The following is a 25360-nucleotide window of genomic DNA, read 5'->3' as shown; positions in this document are numbered from 1 at the left end:
TGGCGCCCGGCCTTAGGCTGACCTCATGACCACCCTGGCCGACGCGTTGCGCGCCGGGCTCGCGGCCGCCGCGGACCCGGAGGCCGCGCCCGCCATGCAGGCGTACATGAAGTCGGACATGCCCTTCCGCGGTGTCCCGCAACCGGTCCGTGCGCGGATCCTGCGGGAGGGCGTGCAGGCGATGCCGCCGCCGACGCACGGGGCGCTGGCCGCCACCGTCGAGGCGCTGTGGGACGGGGCGGAGTTCCGCGAGGAGCGCTACCTGGCCACCGCGCTGGCGGGATACCGCACGTACGCGCGCTGGCCCGACGCGGACTGGCTCCCGCGCTACCGGCACTGGGTCGTCACGGGCGCCTGGTGGGACCACGTGGACGAGATCGCCTCGCGCCTGGTCGGGCCGCTGCTGCGCGGCGATCCCGGGCGCGTCACGCCGGTGATGCGGCAGTGGGCCACCGACCCCGACCCGTGGTTGCGGCGCACGGCGATCCTCTGCCAGCTGCAGGCCAAGGGCGACACCGACGTCGGCCTCCTCGCCGACGCCATCGAGGCCAGCCTGAAGGACGAGGGCTTCTTCCTGCGCAAGGGGATCGGCTGGGCGCTGCGCCAGTTCGCCCGCACGGACCCGCTCTGGGTGCGCGAGTTCGTCGACGCCCACCCCGAGCTCTCGCCCCTGTCACGGAGGGAAGCCCTCAAACACCTGTAGCCCCGCGGTCAGAGGGTGTAGGTGCTCCCGGCGCTCGGGGCGATCCACGCGGCGGGCAGGGCGGCGGTGAGGGCGTGCTGGGCGCGTCAGCCCGTGCAGTGGCCGGGGACCAGCACCTCCGGTGCCAGCTCACCCGCCGGGCTGAGCGTGGGCAGGGCGGATCGGGTCAGGGCGGATCGGGTCGACCGCGGGCCCCTCGGCCGGCCGCGGGACGCTCCGCCCGACCTCGGCCCGGCCCGCGCGTTCGTCGCACACGGACCGACCGTAACGCCGCCGGCACCCCGCCGAACAGCCACCAGAGGACCGGCGGTCACGGCACGCCCGCCGCGGGGAGGCGATGATGACCGACGGCACGACGGCCCACGCCCGGCTCCTCCCGGCCCTCGTCCCGCTGGCGTCCCGGGCGACGACGCTGGTCCGCCGCACCCCGTTCACCAGCGCCGTCGTACTCGTGATGATCGTCGCCGGGCTCGCGACCGGCGCCTTCTGGCGGGCCGCGGCCGACCAGCCCTGGTACCCCTGGATCGCCTACGGCGTGCCGTCGCTCGAGAGCGGGCGCTGGTGGACGCTGCTGACCGGGCCGTTCCTCGCCGTGGTCCCGCCCTTCTACCTGGCCATGACCGGCAGCTTCGCGGTGTTCGTGGGCTGGGCGGAGTGGCGGCTGGGCACCGGGCTCGCCGCTCTCACGGCGGTCGCCGGGCAGCTGGTGGGCATCCTCGCCGCACTCGTCTTCCTGCTGCTGGTGCGCGGCACCGGCTGGCCGTGGGCGGAGGCGACCAGTCGACTGCTCGACGTCGGGTTCTCGGCGGGAGCGCTCGCCGCGCTCGCGGTGACCAGCGCGACCCTGCGCCCCCCGTGGCGGCTGCGGCTGCGGCTCGCGCTGACCCTCTACGTCCTCGCCTCGGCCGCCTACCTCGGCACCCTCGCCGATCTCGAGCACCTGGTCGCGGTGCTCATCGCGCTGGCGGTGGGGCCACGGCTCGTCCGCGGGCGCGCGGTGCCGGCCGGCCGGCCGAGCCGCCGGGAGTGGCGGCTGCTCGCGGTGTTCCTGCTGCTCCTCATGGCGGCCGGATCGGTGCTCGGCTTCCTGGTCCCGAACGACGGCCCGCTAGGCCCCACCGGGGACCCGGAGGCGAGCTGGCTGGATCTCGTCATCACCCTCGTCGGGGTGGCGCTTCTGGTGAACGGCCTGCGCAAGGGGTACCGGGTGGCGTGGCGCTGGGCGGTGGGGCTGGCGGGGGCCAACGTGGCCGTCGGCCTGCTCGCCGCGGTCGTGTTCGTCCTGGCGGCGCTGTTCGAGGACGCCACCGCGGTCCTCGACCAGCCGGGCATGTTCGTGGCCGACCGGCTCGCGTGGGCGGCCCTGCTGGTGCTGCTCCTCGTCGGGCGGCGGGCGTGGCGGGTGCCCTCGCGACGGGCCCGGCGGGCGGTCGGCGGGATCACCGACCGGGAGACGGCGGTCCGGCTGCTCGAGCGGCACGGCGGCGGGACCGTCTCGTGGATGGCCACCTGGCCGGACAACGAGTGGTTCGTGACGGCCGACGGCGAGGCCTGTGTGGCCTTCCAGCGGCACGCGGGCGTGGCCATCGGCCTCGGCGACCCGATCGGACCGGAGCCGCTCCCGGCCCTCGAGGAGTTCGCGGTGCGCAACGAGACGGCCGGGCTCGTCCCCTGCCTGTTCTCGGCCTCCGACGCGACCGCCCGCGCCGCTCGGGGGGCGGGCTGGCTCACCGCGCAGGTCGCCGAGGACACGCTGGTCGACCTGCCCGGACTGGAGTTCCGGGGCAAGGCGTGGCAGGACGTGCGGTCGGCGCTGAACAAGGCGGCCAAGCAGGGCATCACCCACCGGCTCGTCCGGCTCGGCGAGGAGCGGCGCGCCGTCGTCGACCAGGTCCGCGAGCTCTCCGAGCAGTGGGTGGGCGAGAAGGGGCTGCCCGAGATGGGGTTCACCCTGGGCGGCGTCGACGAGGCACTCGACCCGCACGTCCGCGTGGGTCTGGCCGTCGACGCCGACGGCCTGGTGCACGGCGTGACCTCGTGGCTGCCGGTCCACGCGCCCGGCGGGACCGTGGTGGGCTGGACGCTGGACGTCATGCGACGGCGCGAGGGCGGGTTCCGGCCGGTCGTCGAGTTCCTCATCGCCTCGGCCTGCCTGGCGTTCCGCGAGGAGGGAGCGAGGGTCGTGTCGCTCTCGGGTGCACCGCTGGCCCGCACCGACGTCGCCGGGGACACCGCGGTGCTCGACCGGCTCCTCGACACTCTCGGCGCGCGGCTGGAACCGCTCTACGGCTTCCGCTCGCTGCACGCGTTCAAGGCGAAGTTCCAGCCGCGGTACGAGCCCATGCACCTGGTGTTCCGGGACGAGGCCGACCTGCCGCGCCTGGGTGTCGCGCTGACCCGCGCCTACCTGCCGGACACCTCGGCCCGGGAGCTCGTGCGCCTCGCCCGTGGCTAGCGCGGACGTCTCCCCTGGTCAGGCGCTCTCGCTAGAGTCCGCTGCATGGCCGAGACCCCCGCTCAGGTGACCGACGAGGAGTTCGCGCCGACCGAGCGTGGTGCGGCCGAGCGCATGACGTTCTTCTCCGACGCCGTCGTCGCGATCGCGATCACGCTGCTCGCGGTCGACCTTCCGGTTCCCCAGGGCGACACCGTCGCCGAGCTGGCGGCCGGGTTCGCCGCCAACCGCGGCGAGTACCTGGCCTTCCTCATCAGCTTCGCGGTGATCGCCCGGCACTGGATCAGCCACCACCGGGTGTTCCGCTACGTCGGGCGCGCCACGCTCCCGCTGATCTGGCTGAACATGCTGTGGCTGCTGATCATCGTGCTCACGCCGTTCTTCACCCGGCTCATCGCCGAGGACCACATCGACTTCGCCCGCTTCGCCGCGTACGCCCTCGCCGAGACGCTGCAGATCGGGACGTTCGCCGCCGTCCTCGCGGTCCTCAGCCGCACCCGCGGGTTCATCCCGGGGACGCCGCAACAGCTCGTCCGCTACGGCTGGGTACCCTCGGCGATCACCGGATTCGCCTTCCTGGTGTCCATCCCGCTGTTCCCGCTGCTCGGCGCCTGGTCGTTCGGGGTCTGGGCGGTGGTGCCGTTCCTCGGCGACCGCGTCACCAACGCCATGGGCATCACCGGCCGGGACGACGTCTAGGGGCGCCCCCAGGCCGGCGGGGCGTCACCGCAGGACGGCCCCGACCCGCTCGGCGGCAAGGGCGACCGCGGCGTCGCGCGCCGCGTTCGCCTCCTCGTTCGTGAGCGTGCGGTCCGCCGCCCGGAACCGGAGCGCGTAGGCCAGCGAGCGGTTGCCGTCACCGACCTGTGCGCCGGTGTAGACGTCGAACAGCCGGACCTCCTCGAGCAGCTCGCCGCCGCCCTCGGTCAGCGCCGCGGCGACGTCGGCGGCCGGGACGGCCTCGTCCGTGACCAGGGCGACGTCGACCGAGACCGGCGGGTACGGCGAGATCCGGGGCGCGGGACGCTCGTCGCGCAGCGGGATCGCGTCGAGGTCGAGCTCCATCGCGCAGGTGCGCGGCGGCAGGCCCAGCGCCTCGACGACCTTCGGGTGCAGCTCGCCGGCGTGCCCGACGACCCACTCCCCCACCCGCAGGGCGGCGCACCGGCCCGGGTGCCACGGCGCGAGGTCGGCCTGGGTCACCCGCAGGACCACGCCCGCCGCCGTACCCACGAGGCGGCCCGCCTCGATCGCGTCCTGCCAGCCGGCCCGACGCCCCGGGCCCCACCATCCGCGCGGCTCGCGGTCCCCGGACAGCACGACGCCGACGTGCACGGGCTGCGCGGGCAGCGCCGCCCCGATCCTCGCGATCTCGGAGTCGGTCGGCCGCCCGTCGACGCCGGGGTCGGGCATCGGCACGGGATCGTGGTGCGGGAGCACGACCTGCCCCACCGTGTACAGCGCGAGGTCGTCGAACCCGCGGGCCTTGTTGCGCACCAGGATCTCGAGCAGCCCCGGCAGGAGCGTCGTCGCGAGCCGGTCGCGGTCGGCGTCGAGCGGGTTGGCGACCGTCACGGTGCGCCGCCGGACGTCGTCGGCGGGCAGGCCCAGCGCGTCCCAGGCCGCGTCGCCGACGAACGGGAACGGCTCCACCTCGACGTGCCCGGCCTCGGCAAGCGCGCGGGACACGGCCCGCTTCCGCAGCTGGGCGGGGCTGAGCCCGCGCCCGGCGGGCGCCGGCGGCAGGATCGACGGGATGGTCTCGAAGCCCTCGAGCCGCAGGACCTCCTCGACCAGGGCGGCGGGCAGGTCCAGGTCCGGTCGCCAGGAGGGGGGTGTGGCGACGACCGTGGTGGTCGAGCCGGTCCGGCCGACGCCGCTCGTCTCCAGCTCGACCGAGCAGCCGACCTGGGTGAGCCGCGCGACCGTGGCCCCGCGCTCGTAGATGACACCGGCGGTGCGGTCCGGCAGGTCCAGCGGCATCCGCACCGGCGGGAGCACCGGCGCGGCGCCGATGTCCGTGCGGCCCGGCTCGATCCGGCCGCCGCCGTGCTCCACCAGCAGGTTCGCGACGCGCTCGGCCGCGATCGGCGGCAGCTGCGGGTCGACGGACCGCTCGAACCGCTTGGCCGCCTCGCTGGGCAGCTTGTGCCGGCGCGCGGCGCGCGCGATCACGGTCGGCGCGAAGTGCGCGGCCTCGATCACGACGTCGACCGACCCGGTCTTGTCCAGCGGGATCTCGGTGGACGCGCCGCCCATGACGCCGGCGAGGCCGACCGTGCCGGAGTCGTCCGCGATGACCAGGTCGTCCGGGTCGAGGGTGCGCTCGACGTCGTCGAGCGTGCGGAGCTTCTCCCCCGCCTCGGCCCGGCGCACCACGATGTCGCCCTGCAGCCGGGTCGCGTCGTAGGCGTGGATCGGCTGGCCGAGGTCGAGCATCACGAAGTTGGTGACGTCGACGGTCAGCGAGATCGGGCGCATCCCCGCGGCGAGCAGCCGGCGCTGCATCCACCACGGGGTGGGCGCGCCGGCGTCGACACCGGTGACCCGGCGGGTGACGAAGCGCGGGCACGCCGCCTCGTCGGCGATGCGCACCGGCCAGGCCGGGCCCTCCGCCTCCGGGACCTGCACCCGTCGCGCGGGGTCGGTGTAGTCCTCGCCGAGCGAGGCGGCCAGCTCGCGGGCGATCCCGCGCACGGCGAAGCAGTAGCCCCGGTCCGGGGTGATGGCCAGCTCGACGACCGGGTCGTCGACCCCCAGGAGCGGCAGCGCGTCGTCGCCGGGCTCCGCGGTGCCGGGCGGCAGCACGAGGATGCCGGAGTGGTCGGCGCCGAGGCCGAGCTCCTTGGCGGAGCAGATCATCCCGTCCGAGGTGCGGCCGTAGGTCGTGCGCGCCGAGATGGGGAACGGCCCGGGCAGCACGGCACCGGGCTGGGCGACCACCACGAGGTCGCCGGCGACGAAGTTCCGCGCGCCGCAGACGATGCCCCTGGTCTGCCCACCCGCCCCGCCGCCGAGGTCGACCCGGCAGAACCGGATCGGCTTCTTGAACTCGGTGAGCTCCTCGATCTCCAGGACCCGCCCGACGGTCAGCGGGCCGGTGAGCTCCGGCGTCGCGTGGACCTCCTCGAGCTCCAGTCCGACGCGCACGAAGGCCTCGCCGACCGCCTCCGCGTCGACGGGCACCTCGGCGACGTGGTCGCGCAGCCAGGACAGGGGGACTCGCACCGAATACTCCTCAGATACCGAACGCGCGGCTGAACCGGACGTCGCCCTCGACCATGTCCCGCATGTCGGGCAGACCGTTGCGGAACTGCAGCGTGCGCTCCAGGCCCATGCCGAACGCGAAGCCGGAGTACACCTCCGGGTCGACGCCGCAGGCACGCAACACGTTGGGGTTGACCATGCCGCAGCCGCCCCACTCGACCCAGCCGGCGCCGCCCTTCTTCTCCGGGAACCAGACGTCCACCTCGGCGGACGGCTCGGTGAAGGGGAAGAAACTCGGTCGCAGGCGGGTGGTGGACTCCTCGCCGAACATGGCGCGGGCGAAGGCGTCGAGCGTGCCCTTGAGGTGCGCCATGGTGATCCCCTCGTCCACCGCCAGGCCCTCGACCTGGTGGAAGACCGGGGTGTGGGTCGCGTCGAGCTCGTCCGTGCGGAAGGTCCGGCCCGGGCAGACCACGTACACGGGCAGCTCGCGCTCGAGCAGGGCCCGGACCTGCACGGGAGAGGTGTGCGTGCGCAGCACCGTGCCGGAGTCCTGCCCGGCAGCCCCGGATCGTTCGTCGGCGAGGTAGAACGTGTCCTGCATGGTGCGGGCCGGGTGGTCCTTGCCGAAGTTGAGCGCGTCGAAGTTCAGCCAGGAGGACTCCACCTCGGGACCCTCGGCGACCTCGTAGCCCATCGCGACGAACACGTCCGCGATCCGCTCGGCGATCTGCGTGATCGGGTGCCGGGCACCGCGGGGCCGGCGGTCCCAGGGCAGGGTGACGTCGACGGACTCCTCGGCCAGCACACGCGCATCGCGCTCGGCGAGGAGCACCTCACGGCGGGCGTCGAAGGCGGCCTGGACCTCCTGGCGGGCGGCGTTCACGCGCTTGCCCGCGTCCGCCCGCTCCGGGCCGGGCAGGCTGCCGAGGGAGCGGCGGGCCAGCAGCACCGGGGCCTTGTCGCCGAGGTGCGCGGGCTTGACCGCGGCCAGGGCGTCGAGGTCACCGGCGGCGTCGAACGCCTCGACCGCGGCCTTGACGGCGGCGTCCAGCGACGCGGCGTCGAGCAGGTTCTCGGTCATCGGGTTCCCTCATGCACGGTCGGTGATCCTAGAACGGCGGGTCTGACGGAGTTGCGCGGCGCTGGCGTACAGGCAGATCGCCGCGGCGGCGGCCAGGTTGAGACTCTCGGCGCGGCCGTACAGCGGGACCCGGACGCGGTGGTCGGCGGCCTCCAGCACGGACTCCGGGAGCCCGTGTGCCTCCCCGCCGAGAATCCATGCCACCCGGCCGCCGAGGACCTCGGCGGCCTCCGGGGAGTGCAGGTCGAGCTCGCCGTGCCCGTCCGCCGCGAGCAGGGTGAGCCCGGCGTCGCGGCAGGCCGCGAGCACCCGGGGGGTGTCCCGGTCGCGGGCGACCGGGAGGTGGAAGACGCTGCCGGTGGAGGCCCGCACGGCCTTGCCGTTGTGCGGGTCGACGCTGTCCCCGGCCAGCAGCACGGCGTCGGCACCCGCCGCGTCGGCCGCGCGCAGGACCGTGCCGGCGTTGCCGGGCTCCGCGACGCCGGCGAGGACCGCGACGAGCTGCGGGCAGCCGGCGAGCGCCTCGGCCACCGGGACGTCGATCAGGTCGCAGACCGCCACCAGGCCCTGCGGGGTGACCGTGTCGGAGAGGATCTCGGCGACCCGGTCGCCCACGGTCGTCACCGGGATGCCCTGGCCCTCGGCGGTCCCGATGATGTCGGGGTTGCGCTCGATCGCCGACGGGGTCGCGAAGAGCTCGTGCACCCGGACCTCTCCGGTGACGGCCTCGCGGACGGCCTGGGCACCCTCGACGAGGAAGCGACCGGCCTTCTCACGGCCCGCGCGCCGCAGCAGCTTGCGGGCTGCCACGACGCGCGGGGTGCGTTCCGTTCCGAGCATCTGCTCGGTCAGGCGGCGCTCTCGTTCTGCGCCGCCTGGGCCGGGACGTTGGCCTTGGCGACCTCGACCAGGGCGGCGAACGCGGTCGGGTCGCTGATCGCGAGCTCCGACAGGTTCTTGCGGTCCACCTCGACGCCCGCGGCCTTGAGGCCCTGGACGAAGCGGTTGTAGGTCATGCCGTTGGCGCGGGCCGCGGCGTTGATGCGGGTGATCCACAGCTGCCGGAAGTCGCCCTTCTTGGCACGACGGTCCCGGTAGGCGTAGGTCATCGAGTGGAGCTGCTGCTCCTTCGCCTTGCGGTACAGCCGCGACCGCTGACCGCGGTAACCGCTCGACGCCTCGAGGATCGTCCGGCGCTTCTTCTGGGCGTTCACCGCGCGCTTCACGCGTGCCATGGGTCTGTCCTGTCTCTCGGGTGGCCGGCCCCGGGGGCTGGGCAGGCCGGTTCAGCGGGTGGGTGCGGCGAGCCTCGCGCAGACGTTCGCTACGCGAGCTCCGCTCGCATCGACGTTCGCTACGCGAGCTCCGCTCAGCGGCCGAGCAGCTTCTTGACGCGCTTGACGTCGGCCTTGTTCACGGGGACGACGCCGGAGAGGTCCCGGGTCTCCTTGCTCGACTTGACCTCGAGGCGGTGGCGCAGACCGGTCTGCTGGCGCAGGAGCTTGCCGCTGCCGGTCACCTTGACCCGCTTGGCCGTTCCCTTGTGCGTCTTGTTCTTGGGCATGGCTGATCCGTTCGGTGTCGCGGTGCGCCCGGGGACGCACCGTGGGGGACCTCCCGGCCGGGACCGGGAGGTTCGTGCCGCTTGCTGCAGACTCAGGCCTGGGGCTCGGCCTCCGCGGCGGCGGCCTGTTGGGCCGCCGGACGCTTGGCCGGCTTCTTGGTCGGAGCGAGCACCATCGTCATGTTGCGGCCGTCCTGCTTCGGGGCGGCCTCGACGGTCCCGAGCTCCTGCACGTCCTCGGCGAGCCGCTGCAGCAGCCGGTAGCCCAGCTCGGGCCGGCTCTGCTCACGACCGCGGAACATGATGGTGACCTTGACCTTGTTTCCACCCTCGAGGAAGCGCACGACGTTGCGCTTCTTGGTCTCGTAGTCGTGGGTGTCGATCTTCGGCCGGAGCTTCTGCTCCTTGATCACCGTGAGCTGCTGGTTCCGCCGGGACTCCCGGGCCTTCTGCGCGCTCTCGTACTTGAACTTGCCGTAGTCCATGAGCTTGCAGACGGGCGGGCGGGCCTGGGCCGCGACCTCGACGAGATCGAGCTCGGCCTCCTGCGCCAGCCGCAGTGCGTCCTCGATACGCACGATGCCGACCTGCTCGCCGTTCGGGCCGACGAGTCGGACCTCGGGAACGCGGATGCGGTCGTTGATGCGTGTCTCTGTGCTGATGGGGTCTCCTCGTTGTGCCGTCATGTCCCGCGACGACAAGCAAAGACCCGTCGATCGGCGGACCGCTCGATGGCGTCCGCCGGACCGTGACCCGGACACCTGTCAGGCGGTGAGCGGGTGGGAGCGGGGCTCCACTTGATCGCCCTGACGCGCGGTGCAACGCGCGACGGGGTGGTCGCATTCCGCAGGGTACACGGCGGCTTCTCCCCCGTCACCGCAGGGGGGCGGGGCTGGCGCATGATCGTCGCACCAGGAACGAAGTCCGCGCTGAGCGCGGATTGCGTTCCACTCCCGGCGATCACGATCGGGATGTCGGCACGAGTTCTCGCGAAACGGCCCGCAGCGACCACCGCGCGGATCATCCTGCCCGGCATGTCCCTGGATCGGATCGTGGAACGGCAGGCGGGCGTCGTCGGCCTGGCACAGGCGCTGGACTGCGGGCTGTCCGAGGACCAGATCGCCCGCCGCGTCGCGAGCGGCCGCTGGGTCCGGCTGCACCCGCGGGTCTTCCTCGTCGCCGGCCACCGCCGGGGCGACGAGGCGCGCATCCGGGCCGCTTCCTTGTGGGCCGGTCCGACCGGTGCGCTCTCCGGGGCCACCGCCGCGCACCTGCACGGCATGCTCGCCCGGTGCCCGCCGATGGTGCAGGTCACGGTGCCCGCGCGGCTCCGACGCCGACCGACGCCGGGGATCACGCTCCGTCGCCGCGACCTCGCCCCGGCCGATGTCGAGGTCGTGGAGGGCATCCGGGCGACCGCGGCGCCGCTCACCGCCCTGGAGACCGCCCTCGCCCTACCCGACGGCTCGGCGTTCCTCGACCGCGCCCTGCAGCGGCACGTGCGGTTCGCCGCGGTCCTCCGCGCCTACCACCGCAACATGGGGGCGCGCGGCTGGAAGCGGACGGGCCGGTTGATCGCCGCCGCGGCGGACCGGGCGGAGTCGGAGGCCGAGCGGCGGTTCCTCGCCCTCCTGCGGACAGCCGGCATCACCGGCTGGGTGCTCGGTCTGCAGACCCCTGCCGGCGAGGTCGACGTCGCGTTCCCGCTCGCCCGGGTCGCCGTCGAGGTGGACGGCTGGGCATGGCACGTCGACGTCGAGCGCTTCCGCGCCGACCGGCGGAAGCAGAACGCACTGGTGATCGACGGGTGGACGCTGCTCCGGTTCACCTGGCACGACCTCGTGAACCGGCCCGAGGCCGTCGTCGCGCAACTGCGGACAGCCCTCCGCCGCGCGGCGTGATCGTCAGATGTGGAACGACGTCCGTGCTGAGCGCGGAGTGCGTTCCACAGCCGGTGATCAGCGGGCGGTGAGCGCGCCCTGGCGGGCGGCGCGGCGCTCGAACCAGACCGTCATCAGCGGGGGGATGCTGGAGATCAGGGCGAGGACCAGGGTGCCGGCGCTCCAGCGGAGGCGGCGGGCGGCGAGCAGCGTCACGACCAGGTACAGCACGAACAGGGCGCCGTGGATCGGGCCGAAGACCTGCACGCCGATCTCGTTCTGCACGACCACGTACTTGAAGAACATGCCGATCAGCAGGCCCGCCCAGGAGCAGGCCTCGGCGATCGCGACGGCGCGGAAGAGCCGGCCGATACCGGTGACGGTGCTCGACGTGGTCGGGTCGGTGCTCGTGCTCATCGCGCTCCCAGTCTGGTTCGTCCGGATCGGCGGTCCCCCTCCATGGTGCCGCACCACGACCGCGCAACTTCTACCGGGTGTCGAACTCCACGTCGGCGATGAGTTCCGGCGGCGGGCCCGGTCACCCGTACGACAGCCCGACCACCGAGGAGGAGCCGTGACCGCCGCGACCGCCCGCACCGTCCCGACCCTCGACCTGGAGCCCGCCGCGCGCCGGCTGGCCGCGCTGCTCCCGGCGATCCGGGCCGAGCAGCTCACCGACCCGACGCCGTGCCCCGACTTCACCGTCGCCGCGCTGCTCGACCACCTGATGGGCCTCACCACGGCCTTCACCGACGCCGCCCACAAGACCCCGACCGGTGGCGCGCCGACGCCGTCGGCCGACCACCTCGACCCCGACTGGCGCACCGAGCTGCCGGACCGGCTGGCCGCGCTGGTCACCGCCTGGCGCGAGCCCGCCGCGTGGGAGGGCGAGACCGAGGCCGGTGGCGTCGTGCTGCCGGCGCACGTGCACGGCGTCGTCGCGCTCGACGAGATCGTGCTGCACGGGTGGGACCTGGCCCGCGCGACGCGGCAGCGATTCTCGGTCGACGCCGCGAGCGCGGCCGCGTGCCTGGAGTTCTGCTCGTCGTTCGCCCAGGGCGACGCGGTCGAGGGGCTGTTCGGGCCGGCCGTCCCCGTCGGCGAGGGAGCCCCGGTCTTCCACCGGGTGCTGGGCCACGCCGGTCGCGACCCCCACTGGTCCCCGACCCGGTAGCCGCCGGGGGCGCGGCGACAATGCCGCTGTGGAACGGCCCCGTCTCCAGACCCTCGGCGTCCATGCGGGCAACGACGTCGACCCGGGCACCGGCGCCATCCGCACGATGTCGGGGTTCGGCGGGATGCTCGCGTTCGCGGTCCGCGGGGACGCGGACACCCAGAACCGGTTCGTCGCGAACCTGCGGGTGATCACGTCCGCGGTCTCGCTCGGGCACGACGAGTCGCTGATCGTGCACGTCTCGGCCGGCGACGAGCGCGCCGCCGCCTACCCGGAGGAGTTCCGGCGCTGGGGGGCACCTGCGCTTCTCCGTCGGGCTCGAGGACCCGCGGGATCTCGTCGCCGACCTCGACCGCGCACTGACGGAGACGCTCGGCCCCCGCTGACCCACCGGCCCTACGCCCACCCGTAGCCGGACCTCTCGCCCGCGGGTGGCTTCCGCCTGACCAGCGTCACGGGGACGTCGCCGGCGATCGACCTCAGATCACCTCGTCCAGCTCGGCCTGCATCTGCGCCGCTTCGACGTCGCGCGCGACGGCCTGGGCGAGCAGCGTCCGCAGCACGAGCACGATGAGCGCGACCCCCAGGACGGCCACGCCGACCCCGCCCATGATGACGGTGACGCCCGGGTCGTCGCGCTGGCCCGGCGCGTTGAGGACCGTGACCGCGAACCACACGAGGGCAGCCGCCACGATCGTGCCGGTCAGGACGTCCACGTACCGGAAGGCGGCGTGGGAGAACACGGTTCCTCGCCGCACCATCGTCACCAGCCGCCAGATGCAGACCAGGGCGACCTGGACCGACACCATGCCCAGGATCGTGACCACGCGCAGCGGGGTCAGCGGGAGCGTCCCGTCCTCCGGGTCGGTGGCCAACGCCCATACCATCCCCGCCTGCACGAACACGGTGCCGGCGAGCACCGCCACGAGCACGGCGCGCAACGCACCCGTCGCCAGAGTCCCCATGAGCACCATCCTCTCGATCGTCGACAGTAATCTATCGATTTTCGAGAGGGTGGACAAGGGTCGGGCACCGAGGAGGGCGACCGGTCGACTCGTCGCAGTGCTCCTCGCGGTCGTCGCCGCGACCCCGTTCCGAACGCGCGACTCACGCCGCCGGAACGCGCGACTCACGCCGCGGAACTCGCAACCCGCGCTGCCGGAACTCCCGACTCGCGCTGCCGGAACGCGCGACTCGCGAGTCAGCCGTTGTCGCCGCCGGGGCCGTTGCCGCCGCCGTCGTTCCCGCTGTTCTCGGTGCCGGCGTCGTTCCCGCGGGTGGAGGTCGTGTCGCCCTGGTCGGGGGCGGGCGGTGCGGCGACCCGGACGGACGGGATGGTGCCGGTGAGGTAGCGGGGGTCGGTGGGCGGGAGCGGGACCACCGGCTGCCCGGCGAGGATGTCGCGGAAGGCGCGGTAGAAGGTGCGCGCGGGGGCCTTGCCGCCGTAGATGGTGCCGCCCGCGCAGGTGTGCGGCGGGTTGCCGTCGCAGATCGGGCTCGGCGAGCGGGAGTCGTCGAACACGATGGCGGCGCCCGCGAGCTGCGGCGTCGCGCCGACGAACGCGGCGGACTTGTACTCCTGCGTCGTCCCGGTCTTCGCCGCGATCGGCCGGTTCCAGCCCATCTGGTCGGCGGCGGCAGCCGAGGTCCCGCCCGCGGCGTCGTCCTTCGACAGGCCGGTCATCAGGGTGTCGGCGATCGCGGGGTCGAGCGCCTGCCGGCAGGCGGGCCGGGTGACCGGCACCGCCGCGCCCGTCCGGTCCGTGACCGCCTGCAGCGGCGACGGGGGGCACCAGGTGCCGTGGCTCGCGAGGGTGGCCTGCACGTTCGCCAGCTCCAGCGCGCTGGTCGGCGTGACGCCGAGGGTGAACGACGCCTGGTTCTGCCGCTTCATCACGTCGGCGATCGAGGCCGTGCCCGGCGTGCCGCTGTACGGCGTCTCGGCCAGGGAGGTGAGTCCCAGCCGGACCGCCATGTCGACCACGGGCGCGACGCCGGTGCTCTCCTCCAGCTTGACGAAGGCGGTGTTGGGCGACTCGGCCAGCGCGTCCTGCAGGGTCAGCGCCGTGCGGTAGGTGCCGGCGTTGCCCACCGGGATCGGCCGCCCGGCGCCGTTCCGGTAGATCGGCGAGGTGTACCCGCTGGGCGGCACCGGGATCACCGTGTCGATCCCGACGAGGTGCTGCTCCATCGCCGCCGCCGCCGTGAAGATCTTGTAGACCGACCCCGCGCCCATGTTCTCCGGCTCGTAGGGCAGCCCGTAGCTCGACTGGCCCGGCGCGTTGCCGAAGGTGCGGTTGGCGGCCAACGCGACGACCCGGTGGGTGTCGGCACCGGGCCGGACCACGGCCATGACGTCGGCGACGTGCGGCTGCCGCGGCGGGACCTGCTCGTCGATCGCCGCCTTGGTCGCGGCGAGCGCGTCGGCGTCGAGGCTGGTCCGGAGCGTGTAGCCGCCGCCGGCGAGGTCCTCGGTGCGGAAGCCGGACCGCTCGAGGTAGGCCAGCACGTAGTCGCAGAAGTAGCCCGCGTCGCCGGCGCCGATGCAGCCCTCGGCCGGGATCGAGGGGTCGGGCACCACGCCGAGCGGCGCCGCCGCCGCCTCCGCGGCCTGGTCCGGGGTGATCGCCCCCTGTTGCCGCAGCGCCTCGATCACGACGTCGCGCCGGCCGGCGGCGACGTCGGGGTGCGCGACGGGGTCGTACTCGGCCGGGCTCTGCACCATGCCGGCCAGCAACGCCGCCTGCGGGACGGTGAGCACCGAGGCGTCGACGCCGAAGTACGTCCGGGCCGCGGCCTGCACGCCGTACGTCCCGTGGCCGAAGTAGACGACGTTGAGGTAGCGGGTGAGGATCTCGTCCTTCGACAGCTCGTGGTCGAGGCTGACGGCGAGCTCAGCCTCCTTGAGCTTGCGCGCGTAGCTGGGCGCGACCGCGGCCCGGCGCTCGGCGTCGGTACGCGCGGCGACGTAGAGGTCGTAGTTCTTGACGTACTGCTCGGTGAGCGTCGAGGCACCCTGCGTCGCCCCGCCGTTCGAGTTGTTGACCAGTGCGCGGACGGCGCCGATCGGGTCGAAGCCGCCGTGCTCGTAGAAGCGCCGGTCCTCGATCGCGACGATCGCGGCCTTCATCGCCGGCGAGATCCGGCCGCTCGCGACGGGGACGCGGTACTGGTCGTAGAGGGAGGCGACGGTCCGGCCGCGCGAGTCCTGGACCGTGGTCACCGCGGGCAGGACCCCGGCCTCCAGGTCCGCGTTCGTGCCGACCGCGGAATCGCTCACCGCGTCCGCCAGCAGCCCGATTCCGCCGGCGAACGGGAACAGCATTCCGGCGACCAGGACACCGGCCACGACGGCCAGCACCACCAGCCTCCGCACACCCCAGGAGAGACCCACGGGTGCATTGTCTACCAGCAGGGACCGTGGGCCGCCGGTGAGCCGGACGGCGTCGCGAAACACCTCTTCCGGACGATCATCAGCAATTCGGACGCGATTCCCGGGGACCGTTCGGGAATTGCGGACCCGGCTCTGGAAGACGATTCCGGGGAGGCGCACACTGGCGGCTCGGACGAGCGGGAGGTCGACGATGGGTGAGCTGAGCGTCTGGCACTGGCTGGTCGTGCTCGCGGTGTTCGTGCTGCTGTTCGGCGCACGCAGGCTGCCCGAGGCCGCGCGCAGCCTGGGCCGGTCCGCCCGCATCCTCAGGGCCGAGCTGCACGCCGAGGACCCCTCACCCGTGGCGCCCGCCGCGCCGCCGGCGACCTCGGGATCGCCTGCCGCGGAAGGGCAGCGTCCCGGCGCGGGCTGAGGAGTCCCGTCCGTCGGCCGGTCGACAAGGGCGCGGACGCGCGCCTAGCGTCACGCCCGTGAAGGTCAGGATCGGCATCGGGTCGTTGCCCGTCGGGAACGGCACGGGCGAGGTCGGCGGGTTCGCGGAGCTGGTCGACGAGCTGGAGGCCCGCGGGATCGACTCGCTGTGGTTGCCCGACCTGGTCGGCACCGACTCCGTCGACGCCCTGACCGGGATGGCGTTCGCCGTCGGCCGGACCCGCTCGCTCAAGGTGGGCACGGGGGTGGTCGTGCTGCCCGGCCGCAACCCCGCGCTGGTCGCGGCGCAGCTGGCGTCCCTGGCGGCGCTGGCGCCCAAGCGGGTCCTGCCCGTGTTCGGCGTCCGGTCGGCCCGGCCGCGGGAGCGCCAGCTCTACCCCGTGCCCGAGGGCCGGCGGGCCGCGGTGTTCGAGGAGGCGCTCCTCGTCGTGCGGCGGTTGCTGGCCGAGGAGCGGGTCACGCACCACGGCGAGTTCTTCGACCTCGACGACGTCACGATCGGCCCGCGTCCGCCCGGGCGGCTCGACCTCTGGCTCGGCGGGCGCGCGCCCGTCGGGCTCGAGCGGATCGGCCGGCTCGCCGACGGCTGGTTGGGCAGCTTCGTCACACCGGTCGAGGCCGCCGAGTGCCGGGCGACGATCGAACGGGCGGCGGCCGCGGCCGGCCGGGAGGTCGAGGAGGACCACTACGGGACGAACCTCGCCGTCGTCCCGCCCGAGGCCACCCCGGCGCAGGTCGACGCCGCCCTCGCGGCCTCCCTGGACCGGCGCCCGGACGTCGACCCGCAGAAGATCGTGGCGCACGGCTGGGCCGAGGCACGCGACCGGATCCGCGAGTACGTCGACGCGGGGCTGTCCAAGTTCGTCGTGCGCCCGGCCACGCCCGTCGGCTCCTGGCGCGGCTTCCTCGACGCGTTCGACCATGAGCTGCGCCCGCTCGAGACGTGAGCGGGCGCGACCGGTGTGGCAGGGTCGACGACGTGAGCGCGCGACGGGTCCGTGATCGGGACGAGGCGGGCCGGGCGCGCAACGCCCGCCCCCGCGACGCGGCCGGGCGCCCCCTCCCCTACGGCGCCCCCGGGGTCCCGCAGATCCCCGACGATCTCGACCTCACCCCCGAGGAGACCGTCGCCGAGGCCCAGCGGCTGCTCGACGACGGCCTGCCGTTCCAGGCGCACGAGGTGCTGGAGGCGGCGTGGAAGTCCGCCGGGCCGGAGACCCGCGACCTGTGGCGAGCCCTCGCCCAGTACGGCGCCGGGCTCACGCACGCCCAGCGCGGCAACGCCCGCGGCGCCGTCTCGCTGCTCGAGCGCGCCTCGGACGGCATCGCCCGCTGGGTCGGCGACCCGCCCGCGGGCCTCGACCTGCGAGGCCTGCAGGACCACGGCTTCGCCCTGGCCGCGCGGATCGAACGGGCGGGCACCACGGACGGCGTGACGCCCGAGGACCTCCGCCCGTCCCTCCGCCCCTGACCGGGACCGGCGACGCCGACCGCGCCGCTCCCGACCCCGCCGATCCCGACCCCGCCGATCCCGACCCCGCCGATCCCGACCCCTCCGATCCCGAGCCCGCCGATCCCGAGCCACGCCCGTCGCCGAACCCCGCCGGCCCGGGCCCTCGCCGCCTCAGGACACGGCGACCTCGTCGACCGCGCGGAGCACCCGCAGGACGTTGCGGCCGGCCAGCTTCCCGCAGTCCGCGGCGCTCCAGCCGCGGGCGAGCAGGGCGTCGAACAGCCGCGGGTAGGCGCTGACGTCCTCGAGGCCGGCGGGCAGCTCGGCCACGCCGTCGTAGTCGCCGCCGATCCCGATGTGGTCGATCCCCGCGACCTCGCGCACGTGCTCGAGGTGGGCCACGACGTCGTCGAGCGTGGCGCCGGGCGGCGCCGGGCCGTCCCAGGCCGCGGCGAAGACCTCCCGCGCCCGCAGGTCCCGGTGGTCCTGCCCGGCGGCGGCCATGGCCTCGGCGAGCCGGGCGTCCCACTCGGCGACCGCACGGGAGACGAACCGCGGGACGAAGGTCACCATGCAGACGCCGCCGTTGCGCCGCAACGACTCCAGGACGTCGTCGGGCACGTTGCGGGGATGGTCGGTGACCGCGCGGGCCGACGAGTGCGTGAACAGCGCGGGTGCGGTGGTGGTGGCGAGGGCGTCGCGCATCGTGGTGGTGGCGACGTGCGACAGGTCGACGATCATGCCGATCCGGTTCATCTCGGCGACGACCGCGCGGCCGAAGTCCGTCAGCCCGCCGTGCACCGGCTCGTCGGTCGCGGAATCGGCCCACTCGGTGTTCAGGTTGTGCGTGAGGGTCAGGTAGCGGACCCCGGAGCGGCGCAGCGCCCGCAGGACCTGCAGCGAGCCGCCGATGCTGTGCCCGCCCTCGGCGCCGAGCAGCGAGGCGATCCAGCCGTCGGCGAAGGAGGCCTCCACCTCCTCGGCGGTGGTGACCACGCGCAGCTCGGCCGGGTAGGTCTCGGCGAGCCGGTGCACCCGCTCCACCTGCTCGACGACGGCGCGGACGGCGGCGTCGCCGGTGAACGAGCAGGGCACGTAGACCGACCAGAACTGCCCACCCACCTTCCCCGCGCGCAGCCGCGGCAGGTCGGTGTGCAGCCGCGGCTCGCCCCGGGCCAGGTCGGGCTCGGGGTCGTCGAGGGTGCGCAGGGCCCACGGCAGGTCGTTGTGGCCGTCGATCAGCGGGGTGCCGGAGAGCAGGTCGGTGGCGTGCACAGCCGAGCAGTGTGCACCGGTGATCGTGGACCGGCAGACTGGGCCGCGTGGACGGCTCCCCCGCGTGGCCCGCCTGGCCCTGGTCCTGCCGCCGCGCGACGACGTCCTCGGCAACCCGGGCCTCCTCACGGTGCGACGCGCTGGTCGTCGCCACGGCGGGGTCCTCCGTGTACGGCTACGCGGCCGGTGGACCGGTGGCGTCGCCCTCGGTGAGCGGGATCGTGGTGACGCCCTCGGTGCCGACGTCGGGGATCTCTCGGCCGCTGGTGTTGTCCGAGACGGACACGGTGCGGCTGGAGCTCACCCCGCGGTGCGGGGCGCTGGCCCTCGAGGCGGACGGGATCGGCCACGGCGAGGTCGGGCCCGACGACCGGGTGGAGATCGCCGTGCAGACCGCGGCCGGGCGGGTGGTCCGGCTGTATCCGGACGTCCGGGCGCCCCGCAGCCGGGTCGAGCCGAGCCTGGTGGACCTCCCGCTCCTCCCCGAGCAGCTGCGCGAGCTGCTGCCCGGGGAGCTGCGGACCCGGCTGGAGGCCCGCGGCGGGTCGGCCTAGTAGAGGATCACGCCACGGATGTTCTTGCCGTCGTGCATGTCCTGGTAGCCCTGCTGGATCTGGTCGAGCGAGTAGGTCTTGGTGACCAGCTCGTCGAGCTTGAGGTGGCCCTGCTGGTACATCTCCAGCTGCCGCAGGATGCCGAAGCTCGGCGCGGAGGCACCGAACAGCGAGCCCTGCAGGCGCTTCTGGAACAGGGTCAGCTCGGAGATCGCGATCGGCACGCCGACCTCCGAGATGTCGCCCAGGCCGGTGACGACCGCGGTACCGGCCTTGCGGATCGCGCCGAAGGCCTGCGCGACGTGCTCGGCCTTGGTCACGCCGACGGTCACGATCGCCGAGTCGGCGCCCTGGCCGTTGGTGAACTGCTTGGCGAGCTCGGTGGCCTCCTCCATCGAGTCGACCGCGTGCGTGGCGCCCAGCTCCTGCGCCTTCTCGCGCTTGAAGGCCACCGGATCCACGGCGATGATGTTCGACGCACCGGCGTGCCTGGCACCCTGCACGGCGTTGATCCCGATGCCGCCGATGCCCATGACGATCACGGTGTCGCCCGGCTTGACCTCGGCGGAGTTCACCGCCGAGCCCCACCCGGTACCGACGCCGCAGCCGACGAGGCAGGCCTTGTCCAACGGGATGTCGTCCGGGACCACGACGGCCGAGTCGATCGCGACCGTGGTGGTCTCGCAGAAGGTCGAGATGCCGCACATCTGGCCGACGGGCCGGCCGTCGAGGTGGAGCCGGAAGCTCTCCGGGTCGTCCCAGCGCGACCCCTGCAGCAGGGTCGAGCCGAGGTCGCACAGGTTCTGCTGCCCGGTGGCGCACCACCGGCAGCGGCCGCAGCCGGGCAGGAACGAGAAGACGACGTGGTCACCCTCCTTGTAGCCCCGCGTGCCCGGGCCGACCTTGGTCACGATGCCGGCACCTTCGTGCCCGCCCGCGAACGGGTACACCCCGACCGGGATGTCGCCGGTGGCCACGTGGTCGTCGGAGTGGCACATGCCGGACGCGACCATCTTGACCTGGATCTCGCCGGACTGCGGGTCGTCCACCTCGAGGTCGACCACCTCGTACTTGCCCGGCGCCTGACGGATGACTGCTCCGCGGGTCTGCACTTCCTGTTCCTCCTGGGACACCGTCGTCACATGGGGAGATGCGCACCAGACACTATGGCCGGCTCCGGAAAAGGGGAAGAGGGAGGCCGTGGCGCGTCACGCATCTGTCGACTGTCCGCGAGTCGGGCCCTGAGCTCCCGCGAGTCGGGGTCTGGGCTCCCGCGAGTCGAGGTCTGGGCTCCCGCGAGTCGAGGTCTGGGCTCCCGCGAGTCGAGGTCTGGGCTCCCGCGAGTCGAGGTCTGGGCTCCCGCGAGTCGAGGTCTGAGCTCCCGCGAGTCGCGCCCTGGGCTTCGGCGAGTCGGGGTGCTCAGCGGGGCATGCGCCGCCAGAGCGCGCGCGGCGCGTGCCGGAGCAGGGCGAAGATCGGCTGCAGTACCCGGGGCACCCACACCTCGTCCCGCCCGGCGCGCACCGCGGCGACCGTGGCCTCGGCGACCTGGTCCGGGGTGCTGGAGAACGGCGCCGGCCGCATGCCCTCGGTCATCCGTCCGATGACGAAGCCCGGCCGCACCAGGACGAGCCGGACCCCCGACCCGTGCAGCGCGTCGGCGAGGCCGGAGGCGAACCCGTCGAGCCCGGCCTTCGCACTGCCGTAGACGTAGTTCGCGCGGCGGACGCGCGCTCCCGCAACGGACGAGAACACGACGATCGTGCCGCTCCCCCGGGCTCGTATGACCTGCGCGAGCTCGGTGAGGACCTGCACGTGCGCGACGTAGTCGGTGTGCACGATCTCTAACCCGCAACACACGTAAACCGGACAGACGAAAAGGCCCCCCTTGCCTCCGGAGCTGAGGGGAGACAAGGGGGGCCAAGACCGTTTCGCGGTAAAGAATTACGGATGGAGCCAAGCGAGATTGAGGCGGCCGAGAGCGTTCGTATTGTCAGCCTTAATTGTCACGCTGGACCCGCGCTCGTGGTAAACGTTGATCGTGAGGACGTCGTTCAAGTTGGCCCGGAAGGTAAGCGCAACATGCAGAACGAGAATCGAGCTGGTCGTCACTGCCTGAGACACAATCTGTGTCCCGTTGAGGGTACAGTACACCGACGAGAAAGCCGACGATCCGCCGCTCTGGTAGCGAATGGTCGCGGATGCTGTCCAAACGCCTGCGCGGTTCAGAGTGAAAGTCGATCCGCTTCCAGACGTCCCCTTAGTGACCAGGGTTGACGAAACGACCGTTGTGCCGAATAGAACCGGCACGACGGTTGCATGCGCCGCGCTCTGGTCGACGGCCATATTGAACTGCGCTTCGCAGCCTGCGGCAGCAAGGGCGTCGTTAAGGTCTGCGGCCCGGACCTTCTGTCCGGCGGTAAACGCCATGATGACTCCTTAAAGTCCGAGAACTGCCGGGTGGTAGAGCTGTACCGGCGCTCCGGCGGCCAATGCCTTAGTTACTGTCGATCCGTCTACGGCAAATGTCTGCGTAGTGCTCCCGCCCGTGATCGCAGTCACCGTCACCGGAATGCCGCCGATCTCGGCGGTCAGCGGGAAATCGTCGGCCGTAGTCGTCCACAGCGGGCCGGATGGCGTCGAGACAGAGAGCGACGTAGCTCCTGCCAACGCGGACGAGGCAAGCGTGGAGCCTGAGGTATCCGGCCGCCATACGAACTCGCCGTCGTCGTCGGCGTCTTCGGAAATAACCGCGATACGCCAGCGATCAAACGGGGAACAGTTCGCCTGAAAAGTAACCTGATACCTGCTAATCGACCACGTATATCCCTCTACAGTGAGGCTAACCGTGCCCGCCGGATGACCGGCGAGAGTCGAGGGCAAACCGCTCACGTCGATCCGGTGTCCGACCTGAATGTCGAGCAGGTCCGCGGCAAGCTCCGGAGCTGACGCGAGGTTCACCGATACCGTCGGATACCGATATCCGACCTGTGTACCCGAGTGCACTTCCCAACCGGCCCGCACCGGTAGGGCGTCGCTTGACTCATAATTGACGTCCAGCGACGAGTCATAGGTGCCGATTACCGCCGTACCGAGTTCGCCGGCCACATCTTCGTAGGTTGCAGTGAAACCGTCCGACCGAGAAACGGAGACCTTATTGACGATGCCCGCGTCGTCGTGAACAGGCTCGAACGGGTCGAAAAGCTGTGTCGCAGCGATCGTGACCGTCGGCGTCCGGTTCTCTAAATAGCGACGCGAGGTGTAAACGAGGCCAATAGCCGGACCGTCATAAAGAACGCCGCCGTCGACAGTCTCAGACTCCCGTAGAAGCTCCAGAAGTGAGGGCGTCGGTGCCTGCGGGCCCATCGTGTCGGTAATGCCTGCCACGTTCGGAGTGTCGACTGTGTGGTAAAGCGTCAGCGCAACACCACCCTCGTCGGCGATCCTCACTAGCCGTTGCGACCGGGACGTCTCGCCGGTGTATGCGTTCAATGCGAGGATATTGTCAGCCTCGGCGGTAATCTCCGCCTGCACTAGGACGTGGCCAACCACGAGCCCCGAGTCGTCCGTCGGAGCGGAAAAGTCGGGCGAGGAGTTAATCTCTATGCTCGTGGCGACGCCCAACGTCTCGCCGGTATCTGTCCCGCTATAGCCACCCGAAGAGGACGCGCCAACGGCGAGGAAGTCGATATCCCAGTCGATATCGGACAGGTTCTGAGCTAGCTGCACGCCAACCTGTCCAGCTTGGCCGTTCAGTCCAAACGCGATATAGGTCGAGTCAAACGCCGTGGTGGACGAGGTAATAACGTTCCGGTAACCGACCAGACGCAGACTCCCGGCCGGGTTCAGCAGAAGGGCATACTGGTAAATGGTTCCCGTAGTCACGATGCGCATGAGAACGGTCTCCACGTTGACACCGTTCTCGGGAACCTTAAGTAGCATCCGAGCCTGAATCTCACCGGTCCCGGCATAGGACAGGATCGAACCGACCAGAGTTGCACCCGACGAAAGCGACGGTAACGGCCGACTACACTTGAACGACGAGTCCGAGGCCAAATCGGGATCTGTGGAATACTCCATCGGAGGGTGCCCGTCGAGACCGGACACGAATACTGGGGAACCCTCGCCATCCTCTAAGGGCCAGTACCCGACGACGTTACTCATCGTCGAGCTAGTGGCCGCCCGCCGAAACGGTGAAAGAATAGCCCCGATCCCCTGGCCGAGACGACGCAGGGCACCCGACGCGGACACCTGCACGGTAGCCACGTTGCCCCGCACGTTCCATGAGGGAGTGAAACCGTCAATATGTCCAACGAACAGATGGACCGGGCCAGCCCCGGCGTCGAGACGGACCCGCAATGGAGTGTTCCGCTGCACGTTCGGCCAGTTCGGCGATCCTCCACCTAGACTGTATTGCCCGGCCGAGTTGTCCAGGGTGAGGGTGCAGGCCGCCGGTTGCGCGGTAGACGCCTCATCGGAGCGTCCAACCTTAATCGAAACCGCGTCCGAATCAGCCTGATAAACGTCCCCCGTAACATCGGTCCACGTCCACGTGGCGCCTGTCAAATCGGTGAGATCGGCGCCCCATGCGATTTCTACGGTGAACTCCGCGTCGAGCTGCGCAGGCAAAATGAAGTCCGACACGCCTTAACTCCTAATCTGAATCTGCCCGGTCCGGACCAGCTTCATGAACGCGGTAGCAAAGGCCGAATCGACGTTGCCGGAGAACTGGATTTCTAGGGACCGGCCCGCACCCACCATCGGCGCCCTCCCGACTGGACCTCCGTCGGCCATGCCGCGGATGGAGCTGAGCATGTGGTCCACGCCCTGAAAGCCGCCGAGCCGGGCCACGTCCCGCGCGGTGAGGACGTACTCACCGTTGGACAGGGCGAAGAGGCCAGCGGTGTCCGAGGTGCCCGTACCGGGGCCCACGACCGGGCCGCCGGAGGCGAGCCGACCGGCCGAGGCGATACCACCGGAGCCTAGACTCGTCGTGAAAATCCTAATCTTCCGACCGTCGTTCATCCGAATGAACTGGTTAACCTGCCACTGAGCCTCAGAAGTATCGGCCGCAATGTCGAAAACGCCCCGCGCGGCGTTGACCTGATAGAGCATGTCGCGAAGGGCTTGACCGGCGGGGATAGAGTTGCCGTTAATGTTGACGACGCCATACGCTTCGTCAATCTGTGCGACGATCCGGTTCAGCGCGTCCTGTGCGGGAATCGGCTGCCCGTCAATCGTGACGCTCTCGCGTCCGTCCTTAATAGCCTGGATGACCTCACTGAGAGCCTGACCGGCCGGCTCGGTTCGCCCGTAGATATTGACGGTGCCGCTCTCGCCGTTAACGTCCGAGATCAGATCACTTACCTGTTGCCGTGCGGGCCCCAGTTCAAAGCTAAAGTTGATCGAGTTAAACGCGTTGTTCCACTCTTCACGCGCCTTCTTCGCAATGCCTTCGAAGTCACCAGTGAATACACGCTTGGCGAGCTCGGATAAGCTGTGAAGGCTATCCTGCATTCCAAGGATATCGTCATCGGCGACGCCGGCCTTCTGCGAAACCTCGTCCAGGCCAATCGTCACGGCGCCAAGACCGGCGATCCCGGCGACCGCACCCAGACCCTTAATTGCTCCCTTAAGCCCCTTGCGCTTACGCTTACCGCCACCCTCACCCAACGCCAACGCTGCATCCTCTGCAGCGTCGCCAATCTCGCCAAGCGCCTTTTTACTGGCGCCCGCGCTGCCCGGCAGCTTGTTCTTAAGCCACCCGTAAGCGCCCTTGGCCTGTGGAATAAGAAAGTTCTCGAAACCGGAGGCGAGGTCACCGACACCCATACCGAGAGTGAAAAGACGGTCGCCGAGGGGGAGACTGTCATCGGTCAGGCCCTTAAACGAATCCTGGAGACCGGTAATGGTGTCACGAAAACCCATGGCCTTCGTGTCAACCTCGCCCGCCTTATCGGCAAAGCCGTCCATCTTATCGCCGGACTTGCGGAGCCGGTCCATCGACTTATCGACATCGCGGGACATGCTGTCCGCGCCCTTGCCGACCTTATCGAAAGTCTTCTCAAGGTCCTTAGAGTCGCCGGCGAAGGTGAGCTTCACCGTAGGTCCGAGGCTGGCCATTAGCTACGCCCCGTTCCAAGAATCGCCTCTACGGTGGCCAGTCGCTCACCGTGCCGATGTAC

24 protein-coding genes and 1 pseudogene are annotated in these 25360 nt (G+C 71.7%); 10 read left to right on the top strand and 15 right to left on the bottom strand.

Annotated elements, in window-relative coordinates:
• Positions 1-25: 25 nt before the first annotated feature.
• From ACL02T_RS20495 to ACL02T_RS20485, 3 genes are all read left to right on the top strand, one after another.
• Positions 26-703 carry a DNA alkylation repair protein gene (locus ACL02T_RS20495; RefSeq protein WP_412832330.1) on the top strand — a complete coding sequence of 226 codons (678 nt, stop codon included), beginning with the start codon at positions 26-28 and terminating at the stop codon, positions 701-703.
• Positions 704-1043: 340 nt separating this feature from the next.
• Positions 1044-3158: a bifunctional lysylphosphatidylglycerol flippase/synthetase MprF gene (locus ACL02T_RS20490; protein ID WP_412832329.1), complete on the top strand. Its 2115-nt coding sequence runs from the start codon at positions 1044-1046 to the stop codon at positions 3156-3158.
• A gap of 45 nt (positions 3159-3203) precedes the next feature.
• Positions 3204-3857, top strand: a complete 654-nt coding sequence (locus ACL02T_RS20485) for a TMEM175 family protein (protein ID WP_412832328.1) — start codon at positions 3204-3206, stop codon at positions 3855-3857.
• 24 nt (positions 3858-3881) lie between these two features.
• Here the strand turns inward: ACL02T_RS20485 and pheT are convergent, their stop codons facing one another.
• The 6 genes from pheT to infC form a co-directional block, all read right to left on the bottom strand.
• A complete protein-coding gene (gene pheT, locus ACL02T_RS20480; RefSeq protein ID WP_412832327.1) occupies positions 3882-6386 on the bottom strand; it encodes a phenylalanine--tRNA ligase subunit beta in 2505 nt (834 codons plus the stop codon).
• A gap of 10 nt (positions 6387-6396) precedes the next feature.
• Positions 6397-7449: a phenylalanine--tRNA ligase subunit alpha gene (gene pheS, locus ACL02T_RS20475; RefSeq protein ID WP_412832326.1), complete on the bottom strand. Its 1053-nt coding sequence runs from the start codon at positions 7447-7449 to the stop codon at positions 6397-6399.
• A gap of 9 nt (positions 7450-7458) precedes the next feature.
• A complete protein-coding gene (locus ACL02T_RS20470) occupies positions 7459-8289 on the bottom strand; it encodes a TrmH family RNA methyltransferase (protein WP_412832325.1) in 831 nt (276 codons plus the stop codon).
• Between the two features lie 8 nt (positions 8290-8297).
• Positions 8298-8684 carry a 50S ribosomal protein L20 gene (gene rplT, locus ACL02T_RS20465; RefSeq protein WP_412832324.1) on the bottom strand — a complete coding sequence of 129 codons (387 nt, stop codon included), beginning with the start codon at positions 8682-8684 and terminating at the stop codon, positions 8298-8300.
• Between the two features lie 134 nt (positions 8685-8818).
• Entirely contained in the window at positions 8819-9013 is a 195-nt protein-coding gene (gene rpmI, locus ACL02T_RS20460) for a 50S ribosomal protein L35 (protein ID WP_037051975.1), read from the bottom strand.
• Positions 9014-9105: 92 nt separating this feature from the next.
• On the bottom strand, positions 9106-9699 hold the full coding sequence (infC, locus tag ACL02T_RS20455; RefSeq protein ID WP_233308256.1) for a translation initiation factor IF-3: 594 nt from the start codon (positions 9697-9699) through the stop codon (positions 9106-9108).
• A 348-nt stretch (positions 9700-10047) separates the two neighbouring features.
• Here infC and ACL02T_RS20450 point away from each other — a divergent pair, with 348 nt between their 5' ends.
• Positions 10048-10914, top strand: coding sequence for a DUF559 domain-containing protein (locus ACL02T_RS20450; RefSeq protein ID WP_412832323.1), 867 nt, complete (start codon positions 10048-10050; stop codon positions 10912-10914).
• 57 nt (positions 10915-10971) lie between these two features.
• Here ACL02T_RS20450 and ACL02T_RS20445 read toward each other — a convergent pair whose 3' ends face one another.
• Complete coding sequence (locus ACL02T_RS20445) at positions 10972-11310, bottom strand: DUF3817 domain-containing protein (RefSeq protein ID WP_412832322.1); 339 nt, start codon at positions 11308-11310, stop codon at positions 10972-10974.
• Between the two features lie 157 nt (positions 11311-11467).
• On the opposite strand from ACL02T_RS20445, the gene ACL02T_RS20440 reads away from it, so the two are divergent.
• Positions 11468-12067: a TIGR03086 family metal-binding protein gene (locus ACL02T_RS20440; RefSeq protein WP_412832321.1), complete on the top strand. Its 600-nt coding sequence runs from the start codon at positions 11468-11470 to the stop codon at positions 12065-12067.
• A 28-nt stretch (positions 12068-12095) separates the two neighbouring features.
• Complete coding sequence (locus ACL02T_RS20435) at positions 12096-12479, top strand: PLP-dependent transferase (protein WP_412832320.1); 384 nt, start codon at positions 12096-12098, stop codon at positions 12477-12479.
• 67 nt (positions 12480-12546) lie between these two features.
• On the opposite strand, the gene ACL02T_RS20430 is transcribed toward ACL02T_RS20435, so the two are convergent.
• Both ACL02T_RS20430 and ACL02T_RS20425 read right to left on the bottom strand, forming a co-directional pair.
• Positions 12547-13032 (bottom strand): DUF2975 domain-containing protein, encoded by a 486-nt coding sequence (locus ACL02T_RS20430; protein ID WP_412832319.1) that lies wholly within the window; start codon positions 13030-13032, stop codon positions 12547-12549.
• Positions 13033-13268: 236 nt separating this feature from the next.
• A complete protein-coding gene (locus ACL02T_RS20425) occupies positions 13269-15461 on the bottom strand; it encodes a transglycosylase domain-containing protein (RefSeq protein ID WP_412832318.1) in 2193 nt (730 codons plus the stop codon).
• Between the two features lie 190 nt (positions 15462-15651).
• Here ACL02T_RS20425 and tatA point away from each other — a divergent pair, with 190 nt between their 5' ends.
• The 3 genes from tatA to ACL02T_RS20410 are packed head-to-tail and all read left to right on the top strand — an operon-like array spanning position 15652 to position 17364.
• Complete coding sequence (gene tatA / locus ACL02T_RS20420) at positions 15652-15873, top strand: Sec-independent protein translocase subunit TatA (RefSeq protein ID WP_412832317.1); 222 nt, start codon at positions 15652-15654, stop codon at positions 15871-15873.
• A gap of 58 nt (positions 15874-15931) precedes the next feature.
• Positions 15932-16840, top strand: coding sequence for a TIGR03854 family LLM class F420-dependent oxidoreductase (locus ACL02T_RS20415; protein WP_412832316.1), 909 nt, complete (start codon positions 15932-15934; stop codon positions 16838-16840).
• Between the two features lie 32 nt (positions 16841-16872).
• Positions 16873-17364: a DUF309 domain-containing protein gene (locus ACL02T_RS20410; RefSeq protein WP_412832315.1), complete on the top strand. Its 492-nt coding sequence runs from the start codon at positions 16873-16875 to the stop codon at positions 17362-17364.
• Between the two features lie 153 nt (positions 17365-17517).
• Here the strand turns inward: ACL02T_RS20410 and ACL02T_RS20405 are convergent, their stop codons facing one another.
• Positions 17518-18621, bottom strand: a complete 1104-nt coding sequence (locus ACL02T_RS20405) for a dipeptidase (protein WP_412832314.1) — start codon at positions 18619-18621, stop codon at positions 17518-17520.
• Positions 18622-18668: 47 nt separating this feature from the next.
• Between ACL02T_RS20405 and ACL02T_RS20400 the strand changes: the two genes are divergently transcribed.
• Positions 18669-19175 (top strand): NAD(+)/NADH kinase, encoded by a 507-nt coding sequence (locus tag ACL02T_RS20400; RefSeq protein ID WP_412832313.1) that lies wholly within the window; start codon positions 18669-18671, stop codon positions 19173-19175.
• Here ACL02T_RS20400 and ACL02T_RS20395 read toward each other — a convergent pair.
• The 5 genes and pseudogenes from ACL02T_RS20395 to ACL02T_RS20375 all read right to left on the bottom strand — a co-directional run bounded on the left by ACL02T_RS20395 (position 19172) and on the right by ACL02T_RS20375 (position 25277).
• Positions 19172-20287 carry an NDMA-dependent alcohol dehydrogenase gene (locus tag ACL02T_RS20395; RefSeq protein ID WP_412832312.1) on the bottom strand — a complete coding sequence of 372 codons (1116 nt, stop codon included), beginning with the start codon at positions 20285-20287 and terminating at the stop codon, positions 19172-19174. The genes ACL02T_RS20400 and ACL02T_RS20395 overlap by 4 nt on opposite strands.
• Before the next feature lie 307 nt (positions 20288-20594).
• Positions 20595-21017 (bottom strand): annotated as a pseudogene (locus tag ACL02T_RS20390) (SDR family NAD(P)-dependent oxidoreductase); the annotation flags it as partial.
• Positions 21018-21119: 102 nt separating this feature from the next.
• The gene (locus ACL02T_RS20385; RefSeq protein ID WP_412832311.1) at positions 21120-21605 is read right to left on the bottom strand and encodes a hypothetical protein; all 486 of its coding nucleotides are present in this window, start codon (positions 21603-21605) and stop codon (positions 21120-21122) included.
• A 9-nt stretch (positions 21606-21614) separates the two neighbouring features.
• The gene (locus ACL02T_RS20380; protein WP_412832310.1) at positions 21615-23819 is read right to left on the bottom strand and encodes a hypothetical protein; all 2205 of its coding nucleotides are present in this window, start codon (positions 23817-23819) and stop codon (positions 21615-21617) included.
• Between the two features lie 3 nt (positions 23820-23822).
• Positions 23823-25277: a hypothetical protein gene (locus ACL02T_RS20375; RefSeq protein WP_412832309.1), complete on the bottom strand. Its 1455-nt coding sequence runs from the start codon at positions 25275-25277 to the stop codon at positions 23823-23825.
• Positions 25278-25360: the final 83 nt, after the last annotated feature.

It is taken from the genome of Pseudonocardia oceanicola (assembly GCF_047200735.1).
Taxonomy (GTDB): domain Bacteria; phylum Actinomycetota; class Actinomycetes; order Mycobacteriales; family Pseudonocardiaceae; genus Pseudonocardia.
Note: the sequence above shows the minus strand (reverse complement) of the source record. Positions and strands in the feature narration are given on the sequence as shown.